General features: G+C 65.9%; 16 protein-coding genes and 2 tRNA genes. 15 read left to right on the forward strand and 3 right to left on the reverse strand.

Going from position 1 to position 22,363, the window contains the following annotated elements; all coding sequences use genetic code 11:
* Positions 1 to 71: 71 nt before the first annotated feature.
* The gene (gene gatB, locus Q5H94_RS02780; RefSeq protein WP_304559690.1) at positions 72 to 1,550 is read left to right on the forward strand and encodes an Asp-tRNA(Asn)/Glu-tRNA(Gln) amidotransferase subunit GatB; all 1,479 of its coding nucleotides are present in this window, start codon (positions 72 to 74) and stop codon (positions 1,548 to 1,550) included.
* On the forward strand, positions 1,550 to 2,179 hold the full coding sequence (locus Q5H94_RS02785; RefSeq protein WP_304559691.1) for a peptidylprolyl isomerase: 630 nt from the start codon (positions 1,550 to 1,552) through the stop codon (positions 2,177 to 2,179). Before gatB ends, Q5H94_RS02785 begins: the two co-directional genes overlap by 1 nt.
* A 3-nt stretch (positions 2,180 to 2,182) precedes the next feature.
* Here the strand turns inward: Q5H94_RS02785 and Q5H94_RS02790 are convergent, their stop codons facing one another.
* Complete coding sequence (locus Q5H94_RS02790; protein WP_304559692.1) at positions 2,183 to 2,359, reverse strand: hypothetical protein; 177 nt, start codon at positions 2,357 to 2,359, stop codon at positions 2,183 to 2,185.
* 273 nt (positions 2,360 to 2,632) lie between these two features.
* On the opposite strand from Q5H94_RS02790, the gene Q5H94_RS02795 reads away from it, so the two are divergent.
* The 5 genes from Q5H94_RS02795 (at position 2,633) to clpX (ending at position 7,663) form a co-directional block, all read left to right on the forward strand.
* Positions 2,633 to 2,717, forward strand: a tRNA-Leu gene (locus Q5H94_RS02795).
* 63 nt (positions 2,718 to 2,780) lie between these two features.
* Positions 2,781 to 4,448, forward strand: a complete 1,668-nt coding sequence (gene tig / locus Q5H94_RS02800; RefSeq protein WP_304559693.1) for a trigger factor — start codon at positions 2,781 to 2,783, stop codon at positions 4,446 to 4,448.
* A 96-nt stretch (positions 4,449 to 4,544) separates the two neighbouring features.
* Positions 4,545 to 5,498: a glycosyltransferase family 2 protein gene (locus Q5H94_RS02805; RefSeq protein WP_304559694.1), complete on the forward strand. Its 954-nt coding sequence runs from the start codon at positions 4,545 to 4,547 to the stop codon at positions 5,496 to 5,498.
* A 60-nt stretch (positions 5,499 to 5,558) separates the two neighbouring features.
* Complete coding sequence (locus Q5H94_RS02810) at positions 5,559 to 6,251, forward strand: ATP-dependent Clp protease proteolytic subunit (RefSeq protein ID WP_304559695.1); 693 nt, start codon at positions 5,559 to 5,561, stop codon at positions 6,249 to 6,251.
* Between the two features lie 143 nt (positions 6,252 to 6,394).
* A complete protein-coding gene (gene clpX, locus Q5H94_RS02815) occupies positions 6,395 to 7,663 on the forward strand; it encodes an ATP-dependent Clp protease ATP-binding subunit ClpX (RefSeq protein WP_304559696.1) in 1,269 nt (422 codons plus the stop codon).
* A 33-nt stretch (positions 7,664 to 7,696) separates the two neighbouring features.
* On the opposite strand, the gene Q5H94_RS02820 is transcribed toward clpX, so the two are convergent.
* Positions 7,697 to 9,415, reverse strand: a complete 1,719-nt coding sequence (locus Q5H94_RS02820; protein ID WP_304559697.1) for a M1 family metallopeptidase — start codon at positions 9,413 to 9,415, stop codon at positions 7,697 to 7,699.
* A 98-nt stretch (positions 9,416 to 9,513) separates the two neighbouring features.
* On the opposite strand from Q5H94_RS02820, the gene lon reads away from it, so the two are divergent.
* From lon to Q5H94_RS02840, 4 genes are all read left to right on the forward strand, one after another.
* Positions 9,514 to 11,928 (forward strand): endopeptidase La, encoded by a 2,415-nt coding sequence (gene lon / locus Q5H94_RS02825; RefSeq protein WP_304559698.1) that lies wholly within the window; start codon positions 9,514 to 9,516, stop codon positions 11,926 to 11,928.
* A 138-nt stretch (positions 11,929 to 12,066) separates the two neighbouring features.
* Entirely contained in the window at positions 12,067 to 12,339 is a 273-nt protein-coding gene (locus Q5H94_RS02830; protein WP_304559699.1) for an HU family DNA-binding protein, read from the forward strand.
* A 146-nt stretch (positions 12,340 to 12,485) separates the two neighbouring features.
* Positions 12,486 to 12,560, forward strand: a tRNA-Val gene (locus Q5H94_RS02835).
* Positions 12,561 to 12,913: 353 nt separating this feature from the next.
* Positions 12,914 to 15,502, forward strand: coding sequence for a TonB-dependent receptor (locus tag Q5H94_RS02840; protein WP_304559700.1), 2,589 nt, complete (start codon positions 12,914 to 12,916; stop codon positions 15,500 to 15,502).
* Positions 15,503 to 15,573: 71 nt separating this feature from the next.
* Here Q5H94_RS02840 and Q5H94_RS02845 read toward each other — a convergent pair whose 3' ends face one another.
* Positions 15,574 to 16,242, reverse strand: a complete 669-nt coding sequence (locus tag Q5H94_RS02845) for a prolyl hydroxylase family protein (RefSeq protein ID WP_304559701.1) — start codon at positions 16,240 to 16,242, stop codon at positions 15,574 to 15,576.
* A gap of 134 nt (positions 16,243 to 16,376) precedes the next feature.
* Here Q5H94_RS02845 and Q5H94_RS02850 point away from each other — a divergent pair, with 134 nt between their 5' ends.
* From Q5H94_RS02850 to gspF, 4 genes are all read left to right on the forward strand, one after another.
* Positions 16,377 to 17,213: a type II secretion system protein N gene (locus Q5H94_RS02850; protein WP_304559702.1), complete on the forward strand. Its 837-nt coding sequence runs from the start codon at positions 16,377 to 16,379 to the stop codon at positions 17,211 to 17,213.
* The gene (gene gspD, locus Q5H94_RS02855; RefSeq protein WP_304559703.1) at positions 17,210 to 19,414 is read left to right on the forward strand and encodes a type II secretion system secretin GspD; all 2,205 of its coding nucleotides are present in this window, start codon (positions 17,210 to 17,212) and stop codon (positions 19,412 to 19,414) included. Before Q5H94_RS02850 ends, gspD begins: the two co-directional genes overlap by 4 nt.
* A 65-nt stretch (positions 19,415 to 19,479) precedes the next feature.
* The gene (locus Q5H94_RS02860) at positions 19,480 to 20,982 is read left to right on the forward strand and encodes a GspE/PulE family protein (RefSeq protein ID WP_431312131.1); all 1,503 of its coding nucleotides are present in this window, start codon (positions 19,480 to 19,482) and stop codon (positions 20,980 to 20,982) included.
* Between the two features lie 146 nt (positions 20,983 to 21,128).
* On the forward strand, positions 21,129 to 22,355 hold the full coding sequence (gspF, locus tag Q5H94_RS02865; protein ID WP_304559705.1) for a type II secretion system inner membrane protein GspF: 1,227 nt from the start codon (positions 21,129 to 21,131) through the stop codon (positions 22,353 to 22,355).
* The last annotated feature ends 8 nt before the right edge of the window (positions 22,356 to 22,363 follow it).

The following is a 22,363-nucleotide window of genomic DNA, read 5'->3' on the forward strand; positions in this document are numbered from 1 at the left end:
AAGGGCTGTACTTTACTTCTGGCCAAGAAGGGCAGGGCTTCGACAAGCTCAGCCCGAACGGATTTTAGGTTATGGCTGACGCAACGGCACCCTACCGCATTACAGGCGAAACCGGCGAGTGGGAGGTCGTGGTCGGCCTCGAAGTCCACGCGCAGGTGACCTCCAACGCCAAATTGTTTTCGGGTGCCGCCACCGCCTTCGGGGCGGAGCCCAACACGCAGGTGTCGCTGGTCGACGCCGCCATGCCCGGCATGCTCCCGGTCCCGAACCGCGAGTGCATCCGTCAGGCGGTTCGCACCGGCATGGCGATCGACGCGCAGATCAACAAATGGTCGCGGTTCGACCGCAAGAACTATTTCTACGCCGATCTTCCGCAGGGCTATCAGATCAGCCAGCTCTATCACCCGATCGTGGGTGAGGGCGCGATCGACATCAGCCTCGACGAGAAGAACCCCGATGCGTCGGGCAAGCGCATCGGCGTCGAGCGCATCCATGTCGAGCAGGACGCCGGTAAGCTGATGCACGATCAGCATCCGACGCGCAGCTACGTCGATCTCAACCGCTCGGGCGTCGCGCTGATGGAGATCGTGTCGAAGCCCGACATGCGCTCCCCGCAGGAGGCGGGCGCCTATCTCGCCAAGCTGCGCTCGATCCTGCGCTACGTCGGCTCGTGCGACGGCAACATGGATCAGGGGTCGATGCGCGCCGACGTCAACGTTTCGGTGCGCAAGCCCGGCGACGAATTCGGCACCCGCACCGAGACCAAGAACGTCAACTCGGTCCGCTTCGTGATGCAGGTCGTCGAGCAGGAGGCCAAGCGCCAGGTCGCGGTGATCGAAGCCGGCGGGCGCATCGTGCAGGAAACCCGCCTCTACGATCCCGACCGGGGGGAGACGCGCTCGATGCGCTCCAAGGAAGACGCGCACGATTACCGCTACTTCCCCGATCCCGATCTGCTGCCGCTGGAACTCGACGATGCTTTCCTGGAGGAATGCCGCGCGAGCCTGCCCGAACTGCCCGACGCCAAGCGCGCGCGGTACGAGGCGGCGGGGATCACGCCCTATCAGGCGGCGGTGCTGACCGCCGACGTCGACTCGGCGCTGTGGTTCGATACGTTGCTGGAGGCGGGCGCGAAGCCGGTCGCGGCGGCGAACTGGACGACGTCGGAACTGTTCGGCGCGCTCAACCGCACCGGCAAGGATATCGCCACCTCGCCGGTGTCGCCAGGGCAGGCCGCCGAGTTGCTCGGCCTCGTCGCCGACGGCACGCTATCGGGCAGCCTAGCCAAGCAGGTGTTCGAGATCATGCTAGAAACCGGTGACGGCGCCGCGAAGATCGTCGACGAGCGCGGCCTCAAGCAGACCAGCGACACCGGCGCGATCGAGGGCGTCATCGCCGGCATCCTCGCCGCCAATGCCGACAAGGTCGAGCAGTACAAGGGCGGCAAGGAGGCTTTGTTCGGCTTCTTCGTCGGCCAGACGATGAAGGCGATGCAGGGCAAGGCCAACCCGCAGGTCGTCAACGAACTGCTGAAGAAGGCGCTGGCGTGATGCGCGGCGGCTTGCTCGCGGCGCTGCTCGTCGCGGTCGCGTCGCCCGTCGTCGCCCAGGCTCCCGCGTCGGTCGCATCGCCGACGCCCGCTGTTGCCCTCCCGCGCGTCGCGCTCGACACCAGTGCAGGGCGCGTCGTCATCGAGGTGGAGAGCGTCAAGGCACCGATCTCGGCCGCCAATTTCCTGAAATACGTTGACCAGAAGAAGCTCGACGGCGTCGAATTCTATCGTACGGTGAAGGTCGCCGATCGCTATGGCTTCGTGCAGTTCGGCGTGGCGGGCGACCCCAAGCGCAACCTGCCTCCGATCAAGCACGAGCCGACCACCGAGACCGGCCTCCACCACACCGAAGGCACGATCTCGCTCGCCCGGCTGGAGCCAGGCAGCGGGCGCGGCGAATTCACGGTCAGCGTCGGAGACCAGACCCGCTCGCTCGACGCCGCACCCGGCGTACCGGCCGATGGCCTCGGATATGCCGCCTTCGGCCATGTCGTCGAAGGGATGGACGTGATCATTCACATCATGGACCAGCCCGTCTCCCCAACGCTGACCCAACGCGGCGCATTCAAGGGCGAAATGCCGGCCGCGGCGGTAAAGGTGCTGACGGCACGGCGGGTGAAGCCCTAGACGCTATTGCGCGTCCGAATCCTGGTTCTTCGTCACGCCGCCAGTCCCGCCGACGCCATCGGCATCGCCGGGCCGCGCCAGTGGATCGGGTTCCGGCCCACCTTCGCCGCGCTCGACCGCGTCCTTGCGCTCCTCGACCAGACGCTGGAGATCACTGCGCTCGTCCTTGCCATCGATCATGCGAAATCTCCCAGGTCGGTGGGCGAGGCGGGGGCACCGCCGGGGCTGTCGCCGGGCTGCGGCGCGGGGATGTCGACGTCAGGCGTCGGCGGACTCACCTCGGGCGGGGGCGAATCCGGCTGGGCGGGGGTGCTCGGTTGCGGGGGCAGTTCTGTCGGGGGCGTGGTCGCCATTTTGGCTCTCCTCTTCGCCCCATCAACGCAGGGACAGGAAGCAAGGTTGCCTCCGCCCCGATCATTGCTATAGACGCCCCCCACACCGGCGGTGTCCCATGCGGGCGTGGCGGAACTGGTAGACGCAGCAGGTTTAGGTCCTGCCATCGCAAGATGTGGGGGTTCGAGTCCCTTCGCCCGCACCAGTCACCGCCCGTGGCAAGGGATGCCGCGATCCCGATTCCCCTGAAAAGGCACGAGAACCTGAGATGCAGACTGTCGAGACGTTGAACGAGGGGCTGAAGCGCGCCTACACCCTGACCATCACCGCAAAGGATATCGACAAGAAGGTCGATGCCGAGCTGAAGCGCGTCGCGCCGCAGGTGCGGATGCCCGGTTTTCGCCCCGGCAAGGTTCCCGCCAACCTCGTGCGGAAAATGCATGGCGAGGCGCTGACGCAGGATGCGCTCAACAGCTCGATCCAGGAAGGTATCCAGTCGCTGATCGCCGAGAAGCAGCTGCGTCCGGCGATCCAGCCCTCGGTCAGCCTCGACGAAGGCTATGAGCCCGGCAAGGACGCCTCGGTTCAGGTCGCGCTCGAAGTGCTGCCCGACGTGCCGACGCCCGCCATCGACGGCCTCAAGCTCGAACGCCTGACGGTCCCCGCCGGCGACGACGCGATCGACGCGCAGCTCCAGAAGTTCGCCGAGCAGCAGAAGAACTGGGAAGACGCCAAGGACACGTACAAGGCGAAGCAGGGCGATCTCGTCACCGTCGATTTCGTCGGCAAGACGGCGGACGGCGTCGCCTTCGAGGGCGGCACCGGCACCGACATGGGCGTCGAGATCGGCTCGGGCCGCCTGATCCCGGGCTTCGAGGACCAGCTCGTCGGCGTGAAGACCGGCGAGGAGCGCGTGCTCAACGTCACTTTCCCGGCGGATTACCCGGCGAAGGATCTGGCCGGCGCGCCCGCCACGTTCGAGATCACCGCCAAGAAGGTGCAGACCGCCGGCGAGACCAAGATCGACGACAGCCTCGCGACCTCGCTCGGCCTCGAGAGCCTGGAGCAGCTCAAGGGTCTGCTCAAGGGCCAGATCGAGCAGGAGCTGAACGGCCTCACGCGCACCTATATGAAGCGCAAGCTGCTCGATCAGCTTGCCGAGGGCCATGATTTCGAAGTGCCGCCGACGATGGTCGAGGCCGAGTTCGACCAGATCTGGCAGCAGCTCCAGCACGAAGCGACGCACGAGGAGGATCCCGCCGGCGCCCTCGCCGAAATGGAAGGCGAGCGCGACGATTACCGCGCCATCGCAGAGCGTCGCGTGCGCCTCGGCCTGCTCCTCTCGGAGATCGGCCAGAAGAACGGCGTCGACGTCTCCGCGCAGGAAATGAACCGCCTGATCGCGCAGGCCGCGCAGCAATACGGCCCCGAGGATCGCCAGCGTTTCATCCAGTACGTCCAGTCCGAGCCGATGGCCGCCGCGCAGCTCCGCGCGCCGCTCTATGAGGACAAGGTCGTCGACTGGCTGTTCGAAAAGGCTGAAATCAGCGACCGCGAAGTGACGCGCGAGGAACTGGAAGCGGCGATCGAGAGCGAAGAAGGCTTTTCGACCGGCACGCATCACCACGACCACGACAACCACAAGCCCAAGGCGAAGAAGGCCGCCGCGAAGAAGCCCGCCGCCAAGGCCGCTTCGCCCAAGGACGCGCCTGCTGCCGAGCCCGCCAAGAAGGCGCCTGCCAAGAAGGCCGCCGCCAAGGTCGACACGTCGGAAGAGCCTGCCCCCGCCGAGGCCGTCGCCGCTGAGCCGGTGAAGAAGGCCGCGACCAAGAAGGCCCCCGCCGCCAAGGCGGAAGCGCCTGCGGAAACCGCCGAGGCCGCGCCCGCCAAGAAGCCCGCGGCGAAGAAGGCCCCGGCGAAGAAGGCCGAGGCCTAAATCCATTCGCCCTGAGCTTGTCGAAGGGCTGTTCTTCTTGTCTAAGAGGGACAGGACTTCGACGGGTTCAGTCCGAACGGGGATGGGGCGAGGACTTTGTCAGAACCAAGAATAGCCGTCCTGCTCCCCTGCTATAACGAAGAGGCCGCGATCGGTGCGACGATCGCCGGGTTTCGCGCCGCGCTGCCTGATGCGGCGATCTACGTCTACGACAACAACAGCAAGGACGGCACCGTCGCCGCCGCGCGTGCGGCGGGCGCGACCGTCCGTAGCGAGCGGATCCAGGGCAAAGGCGCGGTCGTGCGCCGCATGTTCGCCGACGTCGATGCCGACGTCTATGTGATGGCCGACGGCGATGCGACCTACGACGCCGCTTCCGCCCCCGCGATGGTCGAACGCCTGCTCGACGAACAGCTCGACATGATCGTCGGCGCGCGCGTGACGCAGGCCGATGCCGCGTACCGGCGCGGCCACCGCTTCGGCAACGCGCTCCTCACCGGCATGCTCGCGCGCCTGTTCGGGCGCAGCTTCACCGATATCCTCTCGGGCTACCGCGTATTCTCGCGCCGCTTCGTGAAGAGCTTCCCGGTGCTATCGGCGGGGTTCGAGATCGAGACCGAGATCAGCGTCCACGCGCTGGAACTGCGCATGCCGGTCGCGGAACTGGAGACGCCGTATTTCGAACGGCCCGAAGGCTCCGAATCGAAGCTCAGCACGTACAGCGACGGCTTCCGCATCCTGCGCACGATCGTCCAGCTTTACCGGATCGAACGGCCGATATTGTTTTTCGGCGGCATTGGCCTGCTGCTGGCGCTGATCGGGCTCGGGCTCGCTGTGCCGCTGGTCATCACCTATTGGCACACCCATCTCGTCCCGCGCCTCCCGACGGCGGTGATGGTGACGGGGCTGATGATACTAGCCGCGCTGTGCCTGTTCTCCGGGCTGATCCTCGATACCGTGGTGCGCGGTCGGCGCGAGGTGCGGCGGCTGGCCTATCTTTCCCATCGCGCGCCGGGGATCGACCGTCGGGGCGATCAAGGCGGGGCTTGAACTCGCTTTCGCCAGCGCCGATGTAGGGTTCCGCTAGGGCATAAGGACCAAGAGAACTCCATGCACAATCCGTTCGAGACCGGCAATTTCGCGCCTCCCGGCTTCCGCACCGATCCGATCACCGGCGGGCTCGTGCCCATCGTTATCGAACAGTCGAACCGCGGCGAGCGCAGCTTCGACATCTATTCGCGCCTCCTTCGCGAGCGCATCATTTTCGTGACCGGCGGGGTCGAGGATCACATGGCCTCGGTCATCACCGCTCAGTTGCTGTTCCTCGAATCGGAAAATCCGAAGAAGGACATCTTCATGTACATCAACTCGCCGGGCGGCGTCGTTACGGCGGGCATGGCGATCCATGACACGATGCAGTATATCCGCCCGCGGGTCGGCACGGTGTGCATCGGTCAGGCTGCCTCGATGGGCAGCTTCCTGCTCGCCGCCGGCGAACCCGGGATGCGCGTCGCGCTCACCAACGCGCGCATCATGATCCATCAGCCCTCGGGCGGCGCACAGGGCATGGCCTCGGACATCCAGATCCAGGCCAAGGAAATCCAGCGCATCAAGAACCGGATGAACGCACTCTACGCGCAGTACACCGGCCAGCCGATCGAGAAGATTGAAGCGGCGATGGATCGCGACAATTTCCTGGAAGCGGAAGAAGCGAAGGCGTTCGGCCTGATCGACGAAGTGTTCGACAAGCGCCCGGCACTGCCGGACGACTCGGGTTCGTCGCCGGCGCTGCCTTCCTCGTAACGATGTATTGGGGAGCAGCGGGTTAGGGGTGAAACCTGACATCGCTGCTCCGCGATTTTGGTGATTGTAGGAATGAAGCCGCCCGGTCTACGATGGGCTTCTTGCACAGACGCGTTCGGGATGGACGCGAAGGATGATTTTTGATGACGAAGCTCAGCGGCGGCGATTCCAAGAGCACGCTATATTGCTCGTTCTGCGGCAAGTCGCAGCATGAGGTGCGCAAGCTGATCGCGGGTCCAACCGTGTTCATCTGCGACGAATGCGTGGAGCTCTGCAACGACATCATTCGTGAGGAGACCAAGTCCGCGCTCGTCAGCAAGAAGGACGGCGGCGTGCCGACACCGCAGGAAATCTGCGACGTCCTCGACGATTACGTGATCGGTCAGAAGCGCGCCAAGCGCGTACTGTCGGTTGCCGTTCACAACCACTACAAGCGCCTCAACCACGGCCAGAAGGGCGCCGACGTCGAGCTGGCGAAGTCGAACATCCTGCTCGTCGGGCCGACCGGCTGCGGCAAGACGCTGCTCGCGCAGACGCTGGCGCGCATCCTCGACGTGCCCTTCACGATGGCCGATGCGACGACGCTGACCGAGGCCGGCTACGTCGGCGAGGATGTCGAGAACATCATCCTCAAGCTGCTCCAGGCCTCCGACTACAATGTCGAGCGGGCGCAGCGCGGCATCGTCTATATCGACGAGATCGACAAGATCAGCCGCAAGGCCGAGAATCCCTCGATCACGCGCGACGTGTCGGGTGAGGGCGTGCAGCAGGCTTTGCTCAAGCTGATGGAGGGCACGACCGCGTCGGTCCCCCCGCAGGGCGGGCGCAAGCATCCGCAGCAGGAATTTCTGCAGGTCGACACGACCAACATCCTGTTCATCTGCGGCGGCGCGTTCAGCGGCCTCGAAAAGATCATCGGCGACCGCCTGCAGGGCAAGTCGATCGGCTTCGGCGCCTATGTGGCCTCGCCCGAGGAGCGCCGCACCGGCGAGACGCTCAAGTCGGTCGAGCCCGAGGATCTGCTCAAGTTCGGCCTGATCCCCGAGTTCGTCGGCCGCCTCCCGGTCATCGCCACGCTCGAGGATCTCGACGTGCCGGCGCTGGTGACGATCCTCACCGAGCCGAAGAACGCTCTCGTCAAACAGTATCAGAAGCTGTTCGACATGGAGACGGTTAAGCTCGGCTTCACCGACGATGCGCTCGTGCAGGTCGCCAAGCGCGCGATCGAGCGCAAGACCGGCGCGCGCGGCCTCCGCTCGATCCTCGAGGGCATATTGCTCGACACGATGTTCGACCTGCCCGGCATGGACGGCGTCGACGAGGTGATGATCGACAAGGACGTGATCGAAGGCCGCAAGGAACCGGTCCGCGTCTACGCCAAGAAGGAAAAGTCGGGGGCAGGCGCGGCCTGACTCCGCGCTAGCGGCGAATGTGGCGCACCTGCGTCACTTCGCCGCCTTGCGCTGCGCCGCCTGCCACGCCTGAAACGCCTCCACCGCTGCCGATCGCCGCAATACCCGCGCGTAGGGGTCGATCGTCACGTGCGCGCCCGTCGGGATCGCGACGCTGCCGGAACCGTCCGCCATCGCCAGCCGCACCGTCCGCGTGCCGACGCGGACGTCTACCGGCATCGCAAAGGCACCGCCGCCCGGCACCGCCCATTCGAGCGCCAGAATGTTGCCCGCCCGCCGCTCGATCAGCTCGGGCAGTGCGGCCTTGCGCAGATAGACGTCGAAGAACCAGCCATAGTCCTTGCCCGTCACGCGCTTCACGATCGCCTCGTATTCCGCGCTGCTGGCATAGCGCGGCGTGAAATTGCCCGGCTTCGGATCGAGCCGGCCGTAGACGGCGAGCAGCGTCACCGCCTTGAAATCCCTGTCGCCGATCAGCCAGCGCAGCGTGTGGAGCATCCACGACGCCTTGTAGTAGATATCCTGCCCCGGCCCGCCGCGATCGAGGCGATAGACGTCCTCCTCGGTCCGCTCGATGCCTGACGTGAGCGGGCGGACGTTGCCGATCAGGTTGCGCTCGCCCTCCAGCATCACGGCATAGCGCGCCTCGCCGTCGCGCCAGCGCCCGTAGAGCGGCTGCATGTACGTGGCATAGCCCTCGTGCAGCCACATGTCGTCCCAGTTGGCCGCCGTCATCTGGTTGCCGAACCATTCGTGGCTCAACTCGTGCTGGAACAGCCAGTCGAACCCCTCGGGCGCCTTGGCATAGCCATTGCCGTAGGCGTTGATCGTCTGATGCTCCATGCCCTTGTGCGGCGTCTCGACCACGCCGAGCTTCTCGTCGCCGAAGGGGTAAGGACCGATCTCGCTCTCGAAGAAATCGAGCGTCGGCGCGAATTCGGCGAAAAGCGCCTTCGCCTGCGCCTCCTCCCCGGCGAGATACCAATAGAACATCGGGACCGTATTGCCGTAGCGGCTGCGATAACTGCCCGAAATCTCCTCATACGGCCCGACCGTCAGCGCGATGCCGTAAGTGTTGGGCCGCTTGATCCGCCAGTTCCAGGTCGTGCGCCCGTCCGCCAGCGTATCGACGCCGAGCAGCCTGCCGTTGCCGGGGGCCTTCAGCCCCTTGGGCACGGTGATGTGGAGCGTGACCGCGCCGGGCTTGCCGGTCGGGAAATCGAGGCAGGGCCAGAACAGGTCGCAGCCATAGCCCTCCGCCGTCGTCGCGACCCAGGGCCGTCCGTCCGGCGTCTTGGCCCAGACGAAGCCGTCGTCCCACGGCGCCTCGACCGCGACGTGCGGCGTGCCGCCATAGGTGATGCGCGCGACGATGGTGTCGCCCGTGCGGGCGGGGCGAGGCAGGGCGATCGCCAGCTTGCCCTCGGGATTGCTCCACGCGGATTTGGACAGCGGCTCGCCGTTCAGCACGATGCCGCCGACGGGCAGGTTGCGGTCGAGATCGACGACCAGCCGCGCAAGCGGCGCCTTCGCCGTGAAACGCAGCGTCGCGACTCCGGTGATCGCCTGCCGCTCCGGGAAGATCTCGAACACCAGATCGGCATCGTCGAAGGCGAGCTTCGCCTGTTCGGGATCGACCGGACCGCCCGATGCCGCGGTCTGCGGTGTCAGTGCCGGCTCGCCGGGCTTGGGAAGATCGGCCGCGCCCAGCGACAGCGCGGCGAGCGGGAGCAGCAGCAAGCGCGCGTTCATCTTGCCGCGATCACAATCCGATTTCGGCAATTGATGGAAATGTTACCCGCACCATATAAGGGCAATCGGGCGCGTCGTTCGCGCCCACCGGAGTGTTCATGACCCAAGCCTACCCTGTTCTTCCGCTGCGTGACATCGTCGTCTTTCCGCATATGATCGTGCCGCTGTTCGTTGGTCGCGACAAGTCTGTCTCGGCTCTGGAGGCCGCGATGGCGGCGGACAAGGAGATCTTCCTCGTCGCCCAGCTCGATCCGGCAGAGGACGATCCCGATCGCGACGATCTCTACGATATCGGCGTGACGGCGACGGTGCTGCAGCTGCTGAAGCTGCCCGACGGCACGGTGCGCGTGCTGGTCGAGGGCAAGCGCCGCGCGAAGCTCAACGCGCTGACGCCCGCCGACGGCCATCTCACCGCCGAGGTCGAGATGCTCGAAGGCGAGGAGGGCGAGGAAGAGCTCAAGAAGGTCGGCCACGAAATGTCGGCGCTGATGCGCTCGGTGGTCGATCAGTTCGAGAATTACGCCAAGCTCAACCGCAAGCTGCCCGCCGAGACCGCCGTGCAGCTCAGCGAGATCGAGGAAGCGGGCCGGCTCGCCGACTCGGTCGCCGCCAACATCTCGGTGAAGGTCGCCGACAAGCAGTCGCTGCTGATCGAGCTCGACGCCGGCAAGCGGCTGGAGATGGTCTACGCCTTCATGGAGGGTGAACTCGGCGTCCTGCAGGTCGAGAAGAAGATCAAGTCGCGGGTCAAGCGCCAGATGGAGAAGACCCAGCGCGAATATTACCTCAACGAGCAGTTGAAGGCGATCCAGCGCGAACTCGGCAACGAGGGCGACGAGGGCGAGGGCGACGAGATCGCCGAGCTGACGCAGAAGATCGCGACGCTCAAGCTCTCCAAGGAAGCGCGCACCAAGGCGACCGCCGAGCTCAAGAAGCTCAAGACGATGGCACCGATGAGCGCCGAGGCGACCGTCGTGCGCAATTATCTCGACGTGCTGCTCGGCCTGCCGTGGGGCAAGAAGTCGAAGATCAAGAAGGACATTTCCGCCGCGCAGGCGGTCCTCGACGAGGATCATTATGCGCTGGAGAAGGTCAAGGACCGGATCGTCGAATATCTTGCCGTGCAGGCGCGCACCAACAAGCTGAAGGGCCCAATCCTGTGCCTCGTCGGCCCGCCGGGCGTCGGCAAGACCAGCCTCGGCAAGTCGATCGCCAAGGCGACGGGGCGCGAGTTCATCCGCCAGTCGCTCGGCGGCGTGCGCGACGAGGCCGAGATTCGCGGCCACAGGCGCACCTATATCGGCTCGCTGCCGGGCAAGATCGTGACCAACCTCAAGAAGGCCGGCACCAGCAATCCGCTGTTCCTGCTCGACGAGATCGACAAGCTCGGCCAGGATTTCCGCGGTGATCCCGCCTCGGCGCTGCTCGAAGTGCTCGACCCGGAGCAGAACAACAAGTTCAACGACCATTATCTGGAGATCGACGTCGATCTTTCGGACGTGATGTTCGTAACCACCGCCAACACGCTCAACCTGCCGCAGCCGCTGCTCGACCGCATGGAGATCATCCGGCTCGAGGGTTACACCGAGGATGAGAAGGTCGAGATCGCCGAGCGTCACCTGATCGCCAAGCAGGTCGAGGCGCATGGGCTGAAGGACGGTGAGTTCACGCTCACCACCGAGGGCCTGCGCGCGCTGATCCAATATTACACGCGCGAGGCCGGCGTCCGCACGCTGGAGCGCGAGATCGCCAAGCTCGCACGCAAGGCACTGCGCCGCATCCTCGAGGGCAAGGATACGCAGGTCGTCATCACGCCCGACAACATCGCCGATTTCGCGGGCGTGAAGAAATTCCGCCACGGCCTCAGCGAGGAGGAGAACCAGATCGGTGCCGTCACGGGCCTCGCCTGGACCGAAGTCGGCGGCGAATTGCTGACGATCGAGAGCGTCACCGTGCCCGGCAAGGGCGCCGCCAAGGTCACCGGCAAGCTCGGCGACGTGATGAAGGAATCGATCGAGACTGCGTTCAGCTTCGTCAAGGCGCGCTCGCCCAGCTACGGCATCAAGCCGAGCGTGTTCGCGCGCAAGGACATCCACATCCACCTGCCCGAGGGCGCGGTGCCGAAGGATGGTCCGTCGGCTGGCATCGGTATCGTCACGTCGATAGTCTCGACGCTGACCGGCGTGCCGGTGCGGCGCGAGGTGGCGATGACGGGCGAGGTGACGTTGCGCGGCCGTGTGCTACCGATCGGCGGCCTCAAGGAGAAGCTGCTCGCGGCGCTGCGCGGCGGCATCACCACCGTGCTGATCCCGCAGGAGAATGAGAAGGATCTCGCCGAGATTCCCGCGAACATCCGCGAGGGCCTCAAGATCGTGCCGGTCAGCCATGTCGATGAAGTGCTGCGACTCGCGCTCACCGGTCCGATCGAGCCGATCGACTGGACCGAGGCGGACGATCTTGCCGCGCAGCCGCCCGCCGGAGTGGCGCCGATCGGCGGAGAAGTACACCACTGATGCTGAGGTAAACGGCTTTTTGGCCGTTTCCGCAGCGCCCTGTCGCATTTTGCTTTGACAGCCCTTCGCCAAGCCGCCTTACTAGGAGACCCGGCCCGGGCGCCGGGGCGTATTTTCGTAAACGGGGGTTCCGTAAGGATGAACAAGCAGGAATTGATCGCGTCCGTCGCCGACGCGTCGGGGCTGGGCAAAGGCGATGCGAGCAAGGCGGTAGAGGCGGTGTTCGATACCATCTCGGCAGCGCTGAAGAAGGGCGACGAAGTGCGCCTGGTCGGCTTCGGGACGTTCGCCGTCAGCAAGCGCAAGGCATCGACGGGCCGCAACCCGCGCACCGGCGAGCCGATGACGATCAAGGCATCGTCGCAGCCGAAGTTCAAGGCCGGCAAGGGCCTGAAGGACTCGGTCAACTAAAGCGAGACGTCCGCCCCGCTCGCAAGGGCTGGACAAGTGGCGACCGGCTGTCTTAAGAGCCCGGTCACAAGGGGCGGCGGCGACGCCGCCCTATTACGTTGGCGATCAGCCGACGAAGCATCGCGGCCCGGAACGGACCAGGCGATGGGCGCGTAGCTCAGCGGTAGAGCACACCCTTCACACGGGTGGGGTCACAGGTTCAATCCCTGTCGCGCCCACCATCGCCTAGTGGCATCGGAGTCGCGGTCGAGCTTTGTCCACATCTCACTTTCGCGACTGAAATCGCGAGCCGTTGGCGTGGCGCGAATGTCACACTCTGCCTAAAACCGCTGCGCCGCACCATAGCCCGTCGGCACCCGGAATGGGTTTCGAGGCGCAAACGCTCCGTAAATTCAAGGTGTCCCGCTGCAGTTAACCAGGTCTGCCAGATGATGACAGTTATATGACGTCAATTGCGACAATCTGGTTACAGTCTCTGTAACAAAGCTGACATGGACCGCCTGTAGCGGCCCCCCTGCAAGGCACGGACATCGTGAAGCAGGGGACTAAAATGTTCATTAATAGCAATATTCGTATGGCTCTTCTTGCCGGTACTGCGGCAGTTGGGTTTATTTCTTCACCGGTATTTGCGAATACTGCAGCTCCCGCTGCGCAGCCCGCGGCTGATCCTGCGCCTGCTGCCGAAGCGCCCGAGGAAACCGGTATCGCCGACATCGTCGTCACCGCCGAAAAGCGCGAGACGAACCTGCAGCGCACGCCGATCTCGATCTCGGTCGTCAATGCGGAGACGCTCAAGGAGCGCCACGTCCAGAGCCTGTACGATCTTGCCGATGGCGGCGTGCCGTCGCTTCGTATCGCCACGTTCGAAGCGCGCCAGTCGGCGCTGACCGTTGGTATCCGCGGCATCGTGCCGCTCGACGCCAACCAGCCCGCCCGTGAGCAGGGCGTCGGCATCTACATCGATGGTGTCTATCTCGGCCGCCAGCACGGCCTCAACGCCGGCCTGTTCGATATCGAGCGCATCGAAGTCCTGAAGGGCCCGCAGGGCACGCTGTTCGGCCGCAACACCGAAGGCGGCGCGCTCAGCCTCGTCTCCAAGGCACCCACCGGCGAATTCGGCGGCCGGTTCAACGCTGGCATCGGCAATTACGGCGCCTACACGCTCGACGCCCACGTCGATTTCCCGGAATACAAGGGCTTCAGCCTGAAGCTCGATGGTGTGGTCCAGCATCAGGACGCGACCACCAAGAACCCGATGCCCGATCAGTCCGGCTGGAACTATTACCACCGCCGCGGCCTGCGCGCCGCCGTCCGCTGGCAGCCGTTCGAGGGGCTGACGAACGATTTCGCCTATGACGTCGCGGAAGATCAGAACACGCCGCTCTACAGCCAGCTGCTCAACTATAACCCGAACAACTGCGCCAGCGGCGGGAGCAATACCGCGCCGATCGCGATCAGCCCTGCGAACGGCAACACTGCCTGCGTGCTGCCTGGCACGGCCTTCACCGGCACGCAGGGCGCGATCCGCCCGCTGGCACCCGGCGTCGTCGTCAACGGCACGAGCCGCATGGACACCGCCGATATCGGCGTGCCGCAGCAGGACAGCGTCGATCGTACGCACGGCTTCACCAACACGCTGAAGTGGAAGATCGCCCCTGAGATCGAGCTGCGCTCGATCACCGCGTGGCGCGGCGTGAATGTGCAGCAGTGGGACAATGCGGGCGGCCTGCATCGCGTGCCGGTGTTCCAGCCGACTGCGGCCTGCACCGCCGCCGCGCCGTGCCAGTTCAGCCGCTACAGCCTCGCCGATCTGCGCCAGACGCAGTTCAGCCAGGAATTGCAGGCGGTCGGCTCGATCGCAAACTTCGATTATGTCGTCGGCGGCTTCTACTTCAATGAGCATGTCAGCGACGACGCAGCGACGCCGAACTCCAAAGGCTTCGTGACGACCGCCGTCGGCACGAACGGCTTTGCAACCGCCGGCAACTATGTCGACATTCCTTTCTGCACCGCCAGCACGCCGCTGTTCGTCGGCAAGGCTGTCAACGGCTGCTCGATCGACCGCGCTTCCGAAGTCTGGTCGAAGAGCTATGCGGTTTACGGTCAGGTAACCGGCAACTTCTTCGAGAACAGCCTCCACGTCACCCTTGGTGGCCGTTACACGCATGACGAGAAGCGCGGCGTCCTGCACTTCTCGCGCAACATCAACTACGACACGGCCAGCGCGGCAACGCTCGCGCTGCAGGGCTACACGCCGCTCAACAAGACCTGGAACCGCTTCAACCCGATGGTTACGGTGGCCTACGACTTCAGCCCGACCATCCACGGTTACGCAAAGTATGCGACGGGCTACCGCGCCGGCGGCGCCAGCTCGCGCACGTCCGACTATCGCGCGTTCAACCCCGAGGACGTCCGGTCCTACGAAATCGGCTTCAAGACCGATTTCTGGAACCGCAAAGCGCGCTTCAACATCGCGGCGTACATGATGGACCGCGATGGCAGCCAGGTCGATCTCAGCACCATCCAGCCGACCGCGACGGGTAACTTCAACAATCTCGTCACCTTCAACGCGCCGGGCACGACCAAGATTCGCGGCGTTGAGGCCGACCTGACGCTCGCGCCGATCGAGGGCCTGACGCTCAACGCATCCTACGTCTACACCTATACCGACATTCCTCCGGTGCCGGTGACCTACACGGACGTCGGCAACGGCACGTCGACGACGGTGAACCAAAAGTTCTACATCGTGTTCACCCCGCGTAACGCGGCGAGCGGCTCGATCGACTATGGGCTGCCCTTCGGCGACAATGGCGCACAGGCGAAGATCCACCTCGACGCCAACTATGCGCAGGCCACGCAGGCCTTCGACCAGTTCGCGACGCTTGCCGACGAATCGTTCATCGTCAACGGCCGCCTCTCGCTCGCCGACGTCCGCCTGGGCGACAAGCAGAAGGTGACCTTCAGCGTCTGGGTCCGCAACATGTTCGATTATCAGTACATCTTCCGCCGCGACCCGTCGAACAGCCTGCCGGCCGTGCAGACCACCTCGGTCGCCGGCGTGCCCAACATCACCGTGATCGGCAACAACGCCGGCATCCTCGGTGACTACGGCAACTTCAACGCGCCGCGCACCTTCGGTGCCGAGATGTCGTTCAAGTTCTGATCGGAAACGACTCTCAGGAAATCGGGGCGTCCGTGCGAAAGCACGGGCGCCTCGTTTCGTTTGGAGGATTGTCAGGCCCAGCCCCAGGGGTGCTCGCGAAACCATTTGGTCACGATGTACTTGGTGCCCTCGCGCACCTTCATGCCGTGATGGATCGAGGCGGGGTTGAGTGAACCGTCGAGACGGCGGTTGCTCCACATGATCAGCTTGCCGGTTTCGGGCTGGATGATCTTGTCGATCACCTTGAAACGCGTCGCTCCGCCCGCAACGGGTTCGTTGAGGTAGATCATCACCGTCCAGGTGCGATTGCCCGCCACGCTGCAATAGCGATCGTAGTCCGCGCCATCGGGTTCGAAATAATCGGTATGCTGCTTGAATTCCTGGCCGACGGCATAGCGCTGGCCCTGCATCGGCTCGCCATATTGCGCCTCCAGCCCGGTCAGCGCGAGGATCTGCTGCTCGACCGCGGCGACGGTCGGATCGGCGGCGTCGAGATCGCATGTCTCGCTCGTCCGATAGGCATCGTCGCCGTTGTAGTCGGAGACGGTCGAGGGCCGGCGCGTGCGGTCGATCGCCGCGCACAAGGAGGCGCAGGCCTCCGCATCGAGAAAGGCACAGCGCAAAAACATCGTCACCTTTGGCGAGGGCACGCGCTGCACCTTGGGCTGTGCGGCGAGATGGCGGATCATTGCCTCGGACGGTTCGCCGGAGCCGAAGGTCGCAGATTCATTCGAGGACATGGCCGCGATCTAGCCGCGAACCGCGCTCGATTTCCAGAGTGCCAACGCGCAGTCGTGAGAGGTTCACAGAAGCGACCTACGACTGTAACACTTCGTTCCTAGCGGTGGCCGCCGGGGCGGGGGTAGAAGTTCGAATGCGGCTGGTACTTGATCCTCGCGCCCGGTCGCTGCTTCGCCGCTTGCCGCGCGTCACCGTCTATTCCGCGCTGGAGGTGCTGCTGCTGGCGGTGCTCGCCATCCAGTGCGCGCGGCTCGTCTGGGCGATAGTAACGCCGGTCGGCCCGCTCGGCGATTGGCGTCCTGTCGGCGTGTCGGTGCCGGGCGCACCGAGCGAGATCCTGCGTGGCTTCGATCCGTTCTTCCGCCTGTCGGGCGGTGATGCCCAGCCTGCGACGGTCACGCCGCTGCAACTCACCCTGTTCGGCACGCGCATCGATGGCGCGATGGGTGGCGGCAGCGCCATCGTCGCGGGGCCGGACGGCGAACAGAAAAGCATCGCCGTCGGGCAGGAGATCGTGCCGGGCGCGACGCTGAAGGCGGTGGCGTTCGATCATATCACCATCGATCGCGGCGGCGCGGTCGAGGATCTCTTCATCGTCCAGGGCGATGCGGGCAGCGCGCCGCCGCCGCCTCCGCAGGGGCAGGCCGTTCCGGTCGCGCCGCCGCCGATGGCGCCCCCCGGCACCGGCGTCACCGTCGCGCAATTGCGCGCCGACACCGGCTTCATCCCGCGCATCGACGGCGGCCGGGTGAGCGGGCTCGCCGTGCGGCCGCAGGGTGCGGGCGCGGTGTTCCGCCAGGCCGGTTTCCGCGAAGGCGACATCGTCACCGCCATCAACGGCCGCCCGGTGTCGAGCGCCGCCGATCTCGATGCGCTCGGTCCCCAGCTTGCCAACGGCGGCACACTCTCGGTAACCGTCGAACGCGGCGGCGCGCCCGTTCCGCTCGCCATCACGATCGCAGGTCCATGAAAAAACTGATTCTCGCTTCCCTGCTGGCGGTCACCGCCGCCGGGCCCGTCCTGGCGCAGACGAGCATGAACGTGCGCGATGCCGATATCCGCGCCTTCATCGCCGATGCCGCGCGCGTGACGGGGCGGACGTTCATCATCGACGCCCGCGTGCAGGGCAAGGTGACGGTCGTCACCGATCGCCCCCTGTCGCGTTCCGAATATTTCGAGGTGTTCCTCTCGACGCTGCGCGCCAACGGGCTGGTCGCGATACCGACGGCGGGCGGCGCGTTCCGCATCCAGCCGAGCGACAATGCCGCCTCGCAACCAAGCCGCGTCGGCACGAACGGCGCCGCGCGCAACAGCCTGGTGACCGAGATCGTCCGTCTGCGCTCGATCGACGCCGCGTCCGCCGTTGACACCGTGCGCGGTTTGGTGAGCCCGCAAGGGTCGGTGACGGCCAACCGCGCCGGCAATTCGCTGGTCGTCGTCGATTTCGCCGACAACGTGCGCCGCGTGCGCGAGGTGCTGCGCCGGATCGATCTCGACAACGCCGCGACGCGCGTCGTCGCGCTCAAGAACGCCGGCGCGCGCGAGATCGCGACGGCGTTGCAGGCGCTGGTCGGGCAAAGCGGATCGGCGCCGGGCGGACAGACGGTCAGCGTGGTGGCGGTGACGAGCTCCAACTCGGTCGCGCTGCGCGGCGATCCCGCCTCGGTGGCGCGGCTTGCCGGCGTGGCGGCAGATCTCGATGCGCGCGCCAAGAACGGCACCGAGATCAAGGTCGTCTTCCTCGAGAATGCCGATGCCGAGCAATTGCTGCCCGTCCTCCAGCAGCTCGTCGGACAGGCGCCGAGCGCGGTGCCGACGCAGCAGCTTTCGCAATCGAACTTCGGTGGCGCGAGCAGCGGCGGGTCGAACGGTGGCTTCGGTGCAGGGGCGGCCAATACAAACGTAGTCCAGCCGCAGCAGAATCAGCAGAGCGCGGGCGCTGCCCCCAGCCAGGTCGCGATCACCGCCGAGGGCGGCAAGACCGCCGCCGTCGTCACCCGCTTCGCCGGGGCCAACGCCATCGTCATCGCCGCGCCCGCCGAGGTGCAGCGCCAGCTCGCCGATGTCGTGCGCCAGCTCGACACGCGCCGAGAGCAGGTGCTGGTCGAGGCGATCATCGCCGAAGTGTCCGATGCGACCGCCAGCAAGCTCGGCGTGCAGTTTCTGTTGGGTGGCCTGCCGGGCAGCGGCGTGCCGGCCTTTGCCACCAGCTACAGCAATTCCGCGCCCAATCTGCTCACAATCGCCGGCGCGATCGGCGCGCGCGAACTGGCGACGACCACCACCACCGTCAATGGCACCACCACCGTCACCACCACCGGCAGCGCGGTCGGCGATACGCTCGCGCAGTCGGCGTTGCAGTCGATCCTCGGCACGACCGGCGGCTTCGGCGGCGGCGCGACCAAGATCGGCGACAACGCGGTGTTCGGCGCGATCATCAACGCGGTGAAATCCGACACGACGTCCAATCTGCTGCAGGCGCCGTCGCTAACGACGCTCGACAACCAGCAGGCGCGCATCCTCGTCGGGCAGGAGATCCCGATCACGACCGGGCAGGCGCTCAGCCAGAATTTCGACAATGCCTTCCGCACGGTGCAGCGCGAGAATGTCGGCATCCAGCTCGAGGTGCGGCCGCAGGTCAATTCCAGCGGATCGATCAAGCTGATCCTGCACCAGCAGGTCAGCTCGATCGCCGGTCCGGTCTCGTCCAACAACAGCGACCTCATCCTCAACAAGCGCGAGGTCGAGACGACGATGACGGTCGATGACGGCCAGATCGCGATCATCGGCGGGCTGCTGTCGGACGACGAGCGCCGCACGATCGAGAAGGTGCCGCTGCTCGGCGACATCCCGGCGCTCGGCCAGCTCTTCCGCTCCAAGGCGAAGCAGCGCACCAAGACCAATCTGATGATCTTCATCCGCCCGACCGTGCTGCGCAGCGCCGAGGACCAGCGCGACGTGACCTCGCGCCGTTATGGCTATCTACGTCTCCAGCAGGGTCAGCAGAATCCGGTCGACGAGCCTTCGATAGACGAGCTGGTGCGCGATTACATGGGCGCCGCGCCGCCGGTTCCGAGCGCGCCGGTGCCTGGTAATATCGAGGATCTGCGCGTCGGCGTGCCGGTGCAGCGCAACGGCACCAAGCCGACGCGGCGGGCGCGCGACAAATGAGCGAGCCGAGCGTGAGCGAAGATATCATCGCCGCGCTGCCGGAGCCCGTGGCGTTGCCGTCCGTGATGGTCGCGATCCCCTACGCCTTCGCCCGCCGCTTCGGCGTGGTGCTGGGCGAGGTGCAGGGCGAGCGGCTCGGCGTGGCGATGCGCGAGGGGAGCGATCCCAAGGTGCTGCTCGAACTGCGCCGCCATCTCGCGCGGTCGTTCGCGGTGGAGATCGTGTCGGCCGGGGATTTCGACCGCCTGCTCTCGGATCGCTACGCGATGGACGGTCAGGCGGCGGCGATGGCGGCGGGCGGCATCGGCCTCGGCGACGAGCTCGATATCCTCGCGACCGATCTACCGACCGCCGACGATCTGCTCGACACCGCCGACGATGCGCCCGCGATCCGGCTCATAAACGGCATCATCGCCGATGCCGCCCGCAACGGCGTGTCTGACATTCACATCGAACCTTATGAGTCCGGCCTCGTCGTCCGCATGCGCATCGACGGCGTGCTGCGCGAGACGCTGCGGATGCCGCCGCACGTGGCGCCCGTGGTGGTCAGCCGCGTCAAGGTTATGGCGCGGCTCGATATCGCCGAGCGCCGCATCCCGCAGGACGGCCGCATCGGCCTGACGCTGGGCGGCAAGCTGCTCGACGTGCGCGTCTCGACGCTGCCCAGCCGCGCGGGCGAGCGCGTAGTGCTGCGTATCCTCGACAAGGAGAATGCCGGCATCACGCTCGACGTGCTCGGCATGACGCCCGCGATGAACACGATGCTCAAGGGCGCGCTCACCGAGCCCAACGGCATCATCCTCGTCACCGGGCCGACCGGATCGGGCAAGACGACCACGCTCTACGCCGCGATGCGCCTGCTCAACGACGGCAGCCGTAACATCCTGACGGTCGAGGATCCGGTCGAATATGCGATCGAGGGCGTCGGCCAGACGCAGGTCAATCCCAAGGTCGGCCTCACCTTCGCAGCGGGCCTGCGCGCGATCCTGCGGCAGGACCCGGACGTGGTGATGGTCGGCGAGATCCGCGACCGCGAGACCGCCGAGATCGCCGTGCAGGCGTCGCTCACCGGGCATCTCGTGCTGTCGACCGTCCACACCAACGACGCGGTCGGCGCGATCACGCGGATGCGCGACATGAAGGTCGAGCCGTTCCTGCTCGCCTCGACGTTGCGTGCGGTGATCGCGCAGCGGCTGGTGCGCAAATTGTGCGAAGTCTGCCGCAAGCCGGTGCAGGCGCATGGCTCGGTCTCGGCATTGCTCGGCTTCGATTCGGGCACGGTGGTGTACGAGCCGGTCGGCTGTGAGCATTGCAACGGCACCGGCTTCAAGGGCCGGATCGGCGTGTTCGAGGCGATCCGCATCGACGACACGATCCGCCGCATGATCAACGACGGCGGCGACGAGGCGCTGATCGCGCGCCATGCTTTCCTCCACGCGCAGAACCTCGGCGCGGCGGCGCGGCAACTGGTGCGCGAGGGGCTGACGACGCCTGAGGAAGCGGTGCGCGTCTCGCGGCGCGATATGGCCGATATCGAGGCGCCGCTGGCAGTCGATACCGATGCGTGAGCGTTCGGAAGGTCACACTGCAGTCACACTGATCGGGCGGTCTGGCGGTGTCTGGTCTTGCGTTGGATTCGCGGGAACGAACGTGATGACGATGCGAAAGAGCGCGCCGATCATAGCGCCGCAGAAGTCTGTAGGACAGCGGCTGCGTGGCTGACTTCGATTACCTCGTGATCGACGCGAAGGGCCGGGAGGCGCGGGGGCATATCGCCGCACCGTCGCTGGACGATGCGCGCGCGTCGCTCGACCGGCGCGGGTTGTATGTCGTACGCGTCGATCCCGGTGCCCCGCCGCCGCCGCGCGGCAAGGCGCTCGTCACGGGCTTCCGCATCGGTCGCCGGCGGATGGGGACGAAGCAGCTCACGCTGTTCACGCGCCAGTTGGCGACGCTGAACCGGGTTTCGCCGTTGGAGGAATCATTACGTACGATATCACGCCAGACCGAGCAGGAGCATGTTCGCGCGATCGTGCAATCGGTGCATTCGGGCGTGGTCGAGGGGCGGCGGCTGGCGGATGCGATGGGGCGCGAGCCGAAGAGTTTTCCCCCGCTCTATCGCGCGATGGTGTCGGCGGGCGAGCGATCGGGCGCGCTGCCGACGATCCTCGAACGGCTTTCGACGCTGCTCGAGCGGCAGGCGGAGATCAACGGCAAGATCATCACCACGCTCGCCTATCCGGCGGTGCTGGCGGTGGTGGCGATGGCGGTGGTCACTGCGCTTATGATGTTCGTCGTGCCGCAAGTGGTGGAGCAGTTCGACACCGTGGGCCAGGAATTGCCCTGGCTGACGCGCGCGGTGATCGCGGTGTCGGCGTTTCTGGTCGGCTATTGGTGGGCACTGCTGCTCGTCGTCGCGCTGGCGGGTTTCGGCTTCTGGCAGGCGATGAAGCGGCCCGCGATCAAGCTCGCAGTCGATAGCTGGGTGCTGCGCCTGCCGCTGATCGGGCGGCTGCTGCGCGATCTCCACGCCGCGCGCATGGCGCGCACGCTGGCGACGATGGTCGCGAGCCGCCTGCCGCTGCTGGAGGGGCTGACGCTGACGACGGGCACGATCCACAACGCGCGGCTGCGGCTGGCGACCGAGGAGATCGTCGAATCGATCCGCGGCGGCGGGAGCCTGTCGGCGGCGATGCGGCGCGCGGGCGTGTTCCCGCCGCTGCTGACCTATCTGGTCGCATCGGGCGAGGCGGCGGGGCAGCTCGACGACATGCTGGCGCGCGCCGCGGAGTATCTGGAACGCGAGTTCGACCGCTTCACCGCGACCGCGCTGTCGCTGCTGGAGCCGCTGATCATCGTGTTGATGGGCGGCATCGTCGCGACGATCGTGCTATCGATCCTGCTCCCGATCCTGCAGCTCAATACGCTGGCCGGCCAGTGATGAGGAAA

The sequence above is a fragment of the Sphingomonas immobilis genome (genome assembly GCF_030580995.1).
GTDB lineage: Bacteria > Pseudomonadota > Alphaproteobacteria > Sphingomonadales > Sphingomonadaceae > Sphingomonas > Sphingomonas immobilis.

Coding starts and splice junctions, on each gene's coding strand:
- Q5H94_RS02790 (WP_304559692.1), bottom strand. CDS start 2,359: ATGATCGATGGCAAGGACGAGCGCAGTGATCTCCAGCGTCTGGTCGAG.
- gatB (WP_304559690.1), top strand. CDS start 72: ATGGCTGACGCAACGGCACCCTACCGCATTACAGGCGAAACCGGCGAG.
- Q5H94_RS02820 (WP_304559697.1), bottom strand. CDS start 9,415: ATGAACGCGCGCTTGCTGCTGCTCCCGCTCGCCGCGCTGTCGCTGGGC.
- lon (WP_304559698.1), top strand. CDS start 9,514: ATGACCCAAGCCTACCCTGTTCTTCCGCTGCGTGACATCGTCGTCTTT.
- Q5H94_RS02840 (WP_304559700.1), top strand. CDS start 12,914: ATGGCTCTTCTTGCCGGTACTGCGGCAGTTGGGTTTATTTCTTCACCG.
- Q5H94_RS02850 (WP_304559702.1), top strand. CDS start 16,377: ATGCGGCTGGTACTTGATCCTCGCGCCCGGTCGCTGCTTCGCCGCTTG.
- Q5H94_RS02845 (WP_304559701.1), bottom strand. CDS start 16,242: ATGTCCTCGAATGAATCTGCGACCTTCGGCTCCGGCGAACCGTCCGAG.
- Q5H94_RS02860 (WP_431312131.1), top strand. CDS start 19,480: ATGGTCGCGATCCCCTACGCCTTCGCCCGCCGCTTCGGCGTGGTGCTG.
- Q5H94_RS02810 (WP_304559695.1), top strand. CDS start 5,559: ATGCACAATCCGTTCGAGACCGGCAATTTCGCGCCTCCCGGCTTCCGC.
- Q5H94_RS02830 (WP_304559699.1), top strand. CDS start 12,067: ATGAACAAGCAGGAATTGATCGCGTCCGTCGCCGACGCGTCGGGGCTG.
- Q5H94_RS02785 (WP_304559691.1), top strand. CDS start 1,550: ATGCGCGGCGGCTTGCTCGCGGCGCTGCTCGTCGCGGTCGCGTCGCCC.
- clpX (WP_304559696.1), top strand. CDS start 6,395: ATGACGAAGCTCAGCGGCGGCGATTCCAAGAGCACGCTATATTGCTCG.
- gspD (WP_304559703.1), top strand. CDS start 17,210: ATGAAAAAACTGATTCTCGCTTCCCTGCTGGCGGTCACCGCCGCCGGG.
- tig (WP_304559693.1), top strand. CDS start 2,781: ATGCAGACTGTCGAGACGTTGAACGAGGGGCTGAAGCGCGCCTACACC.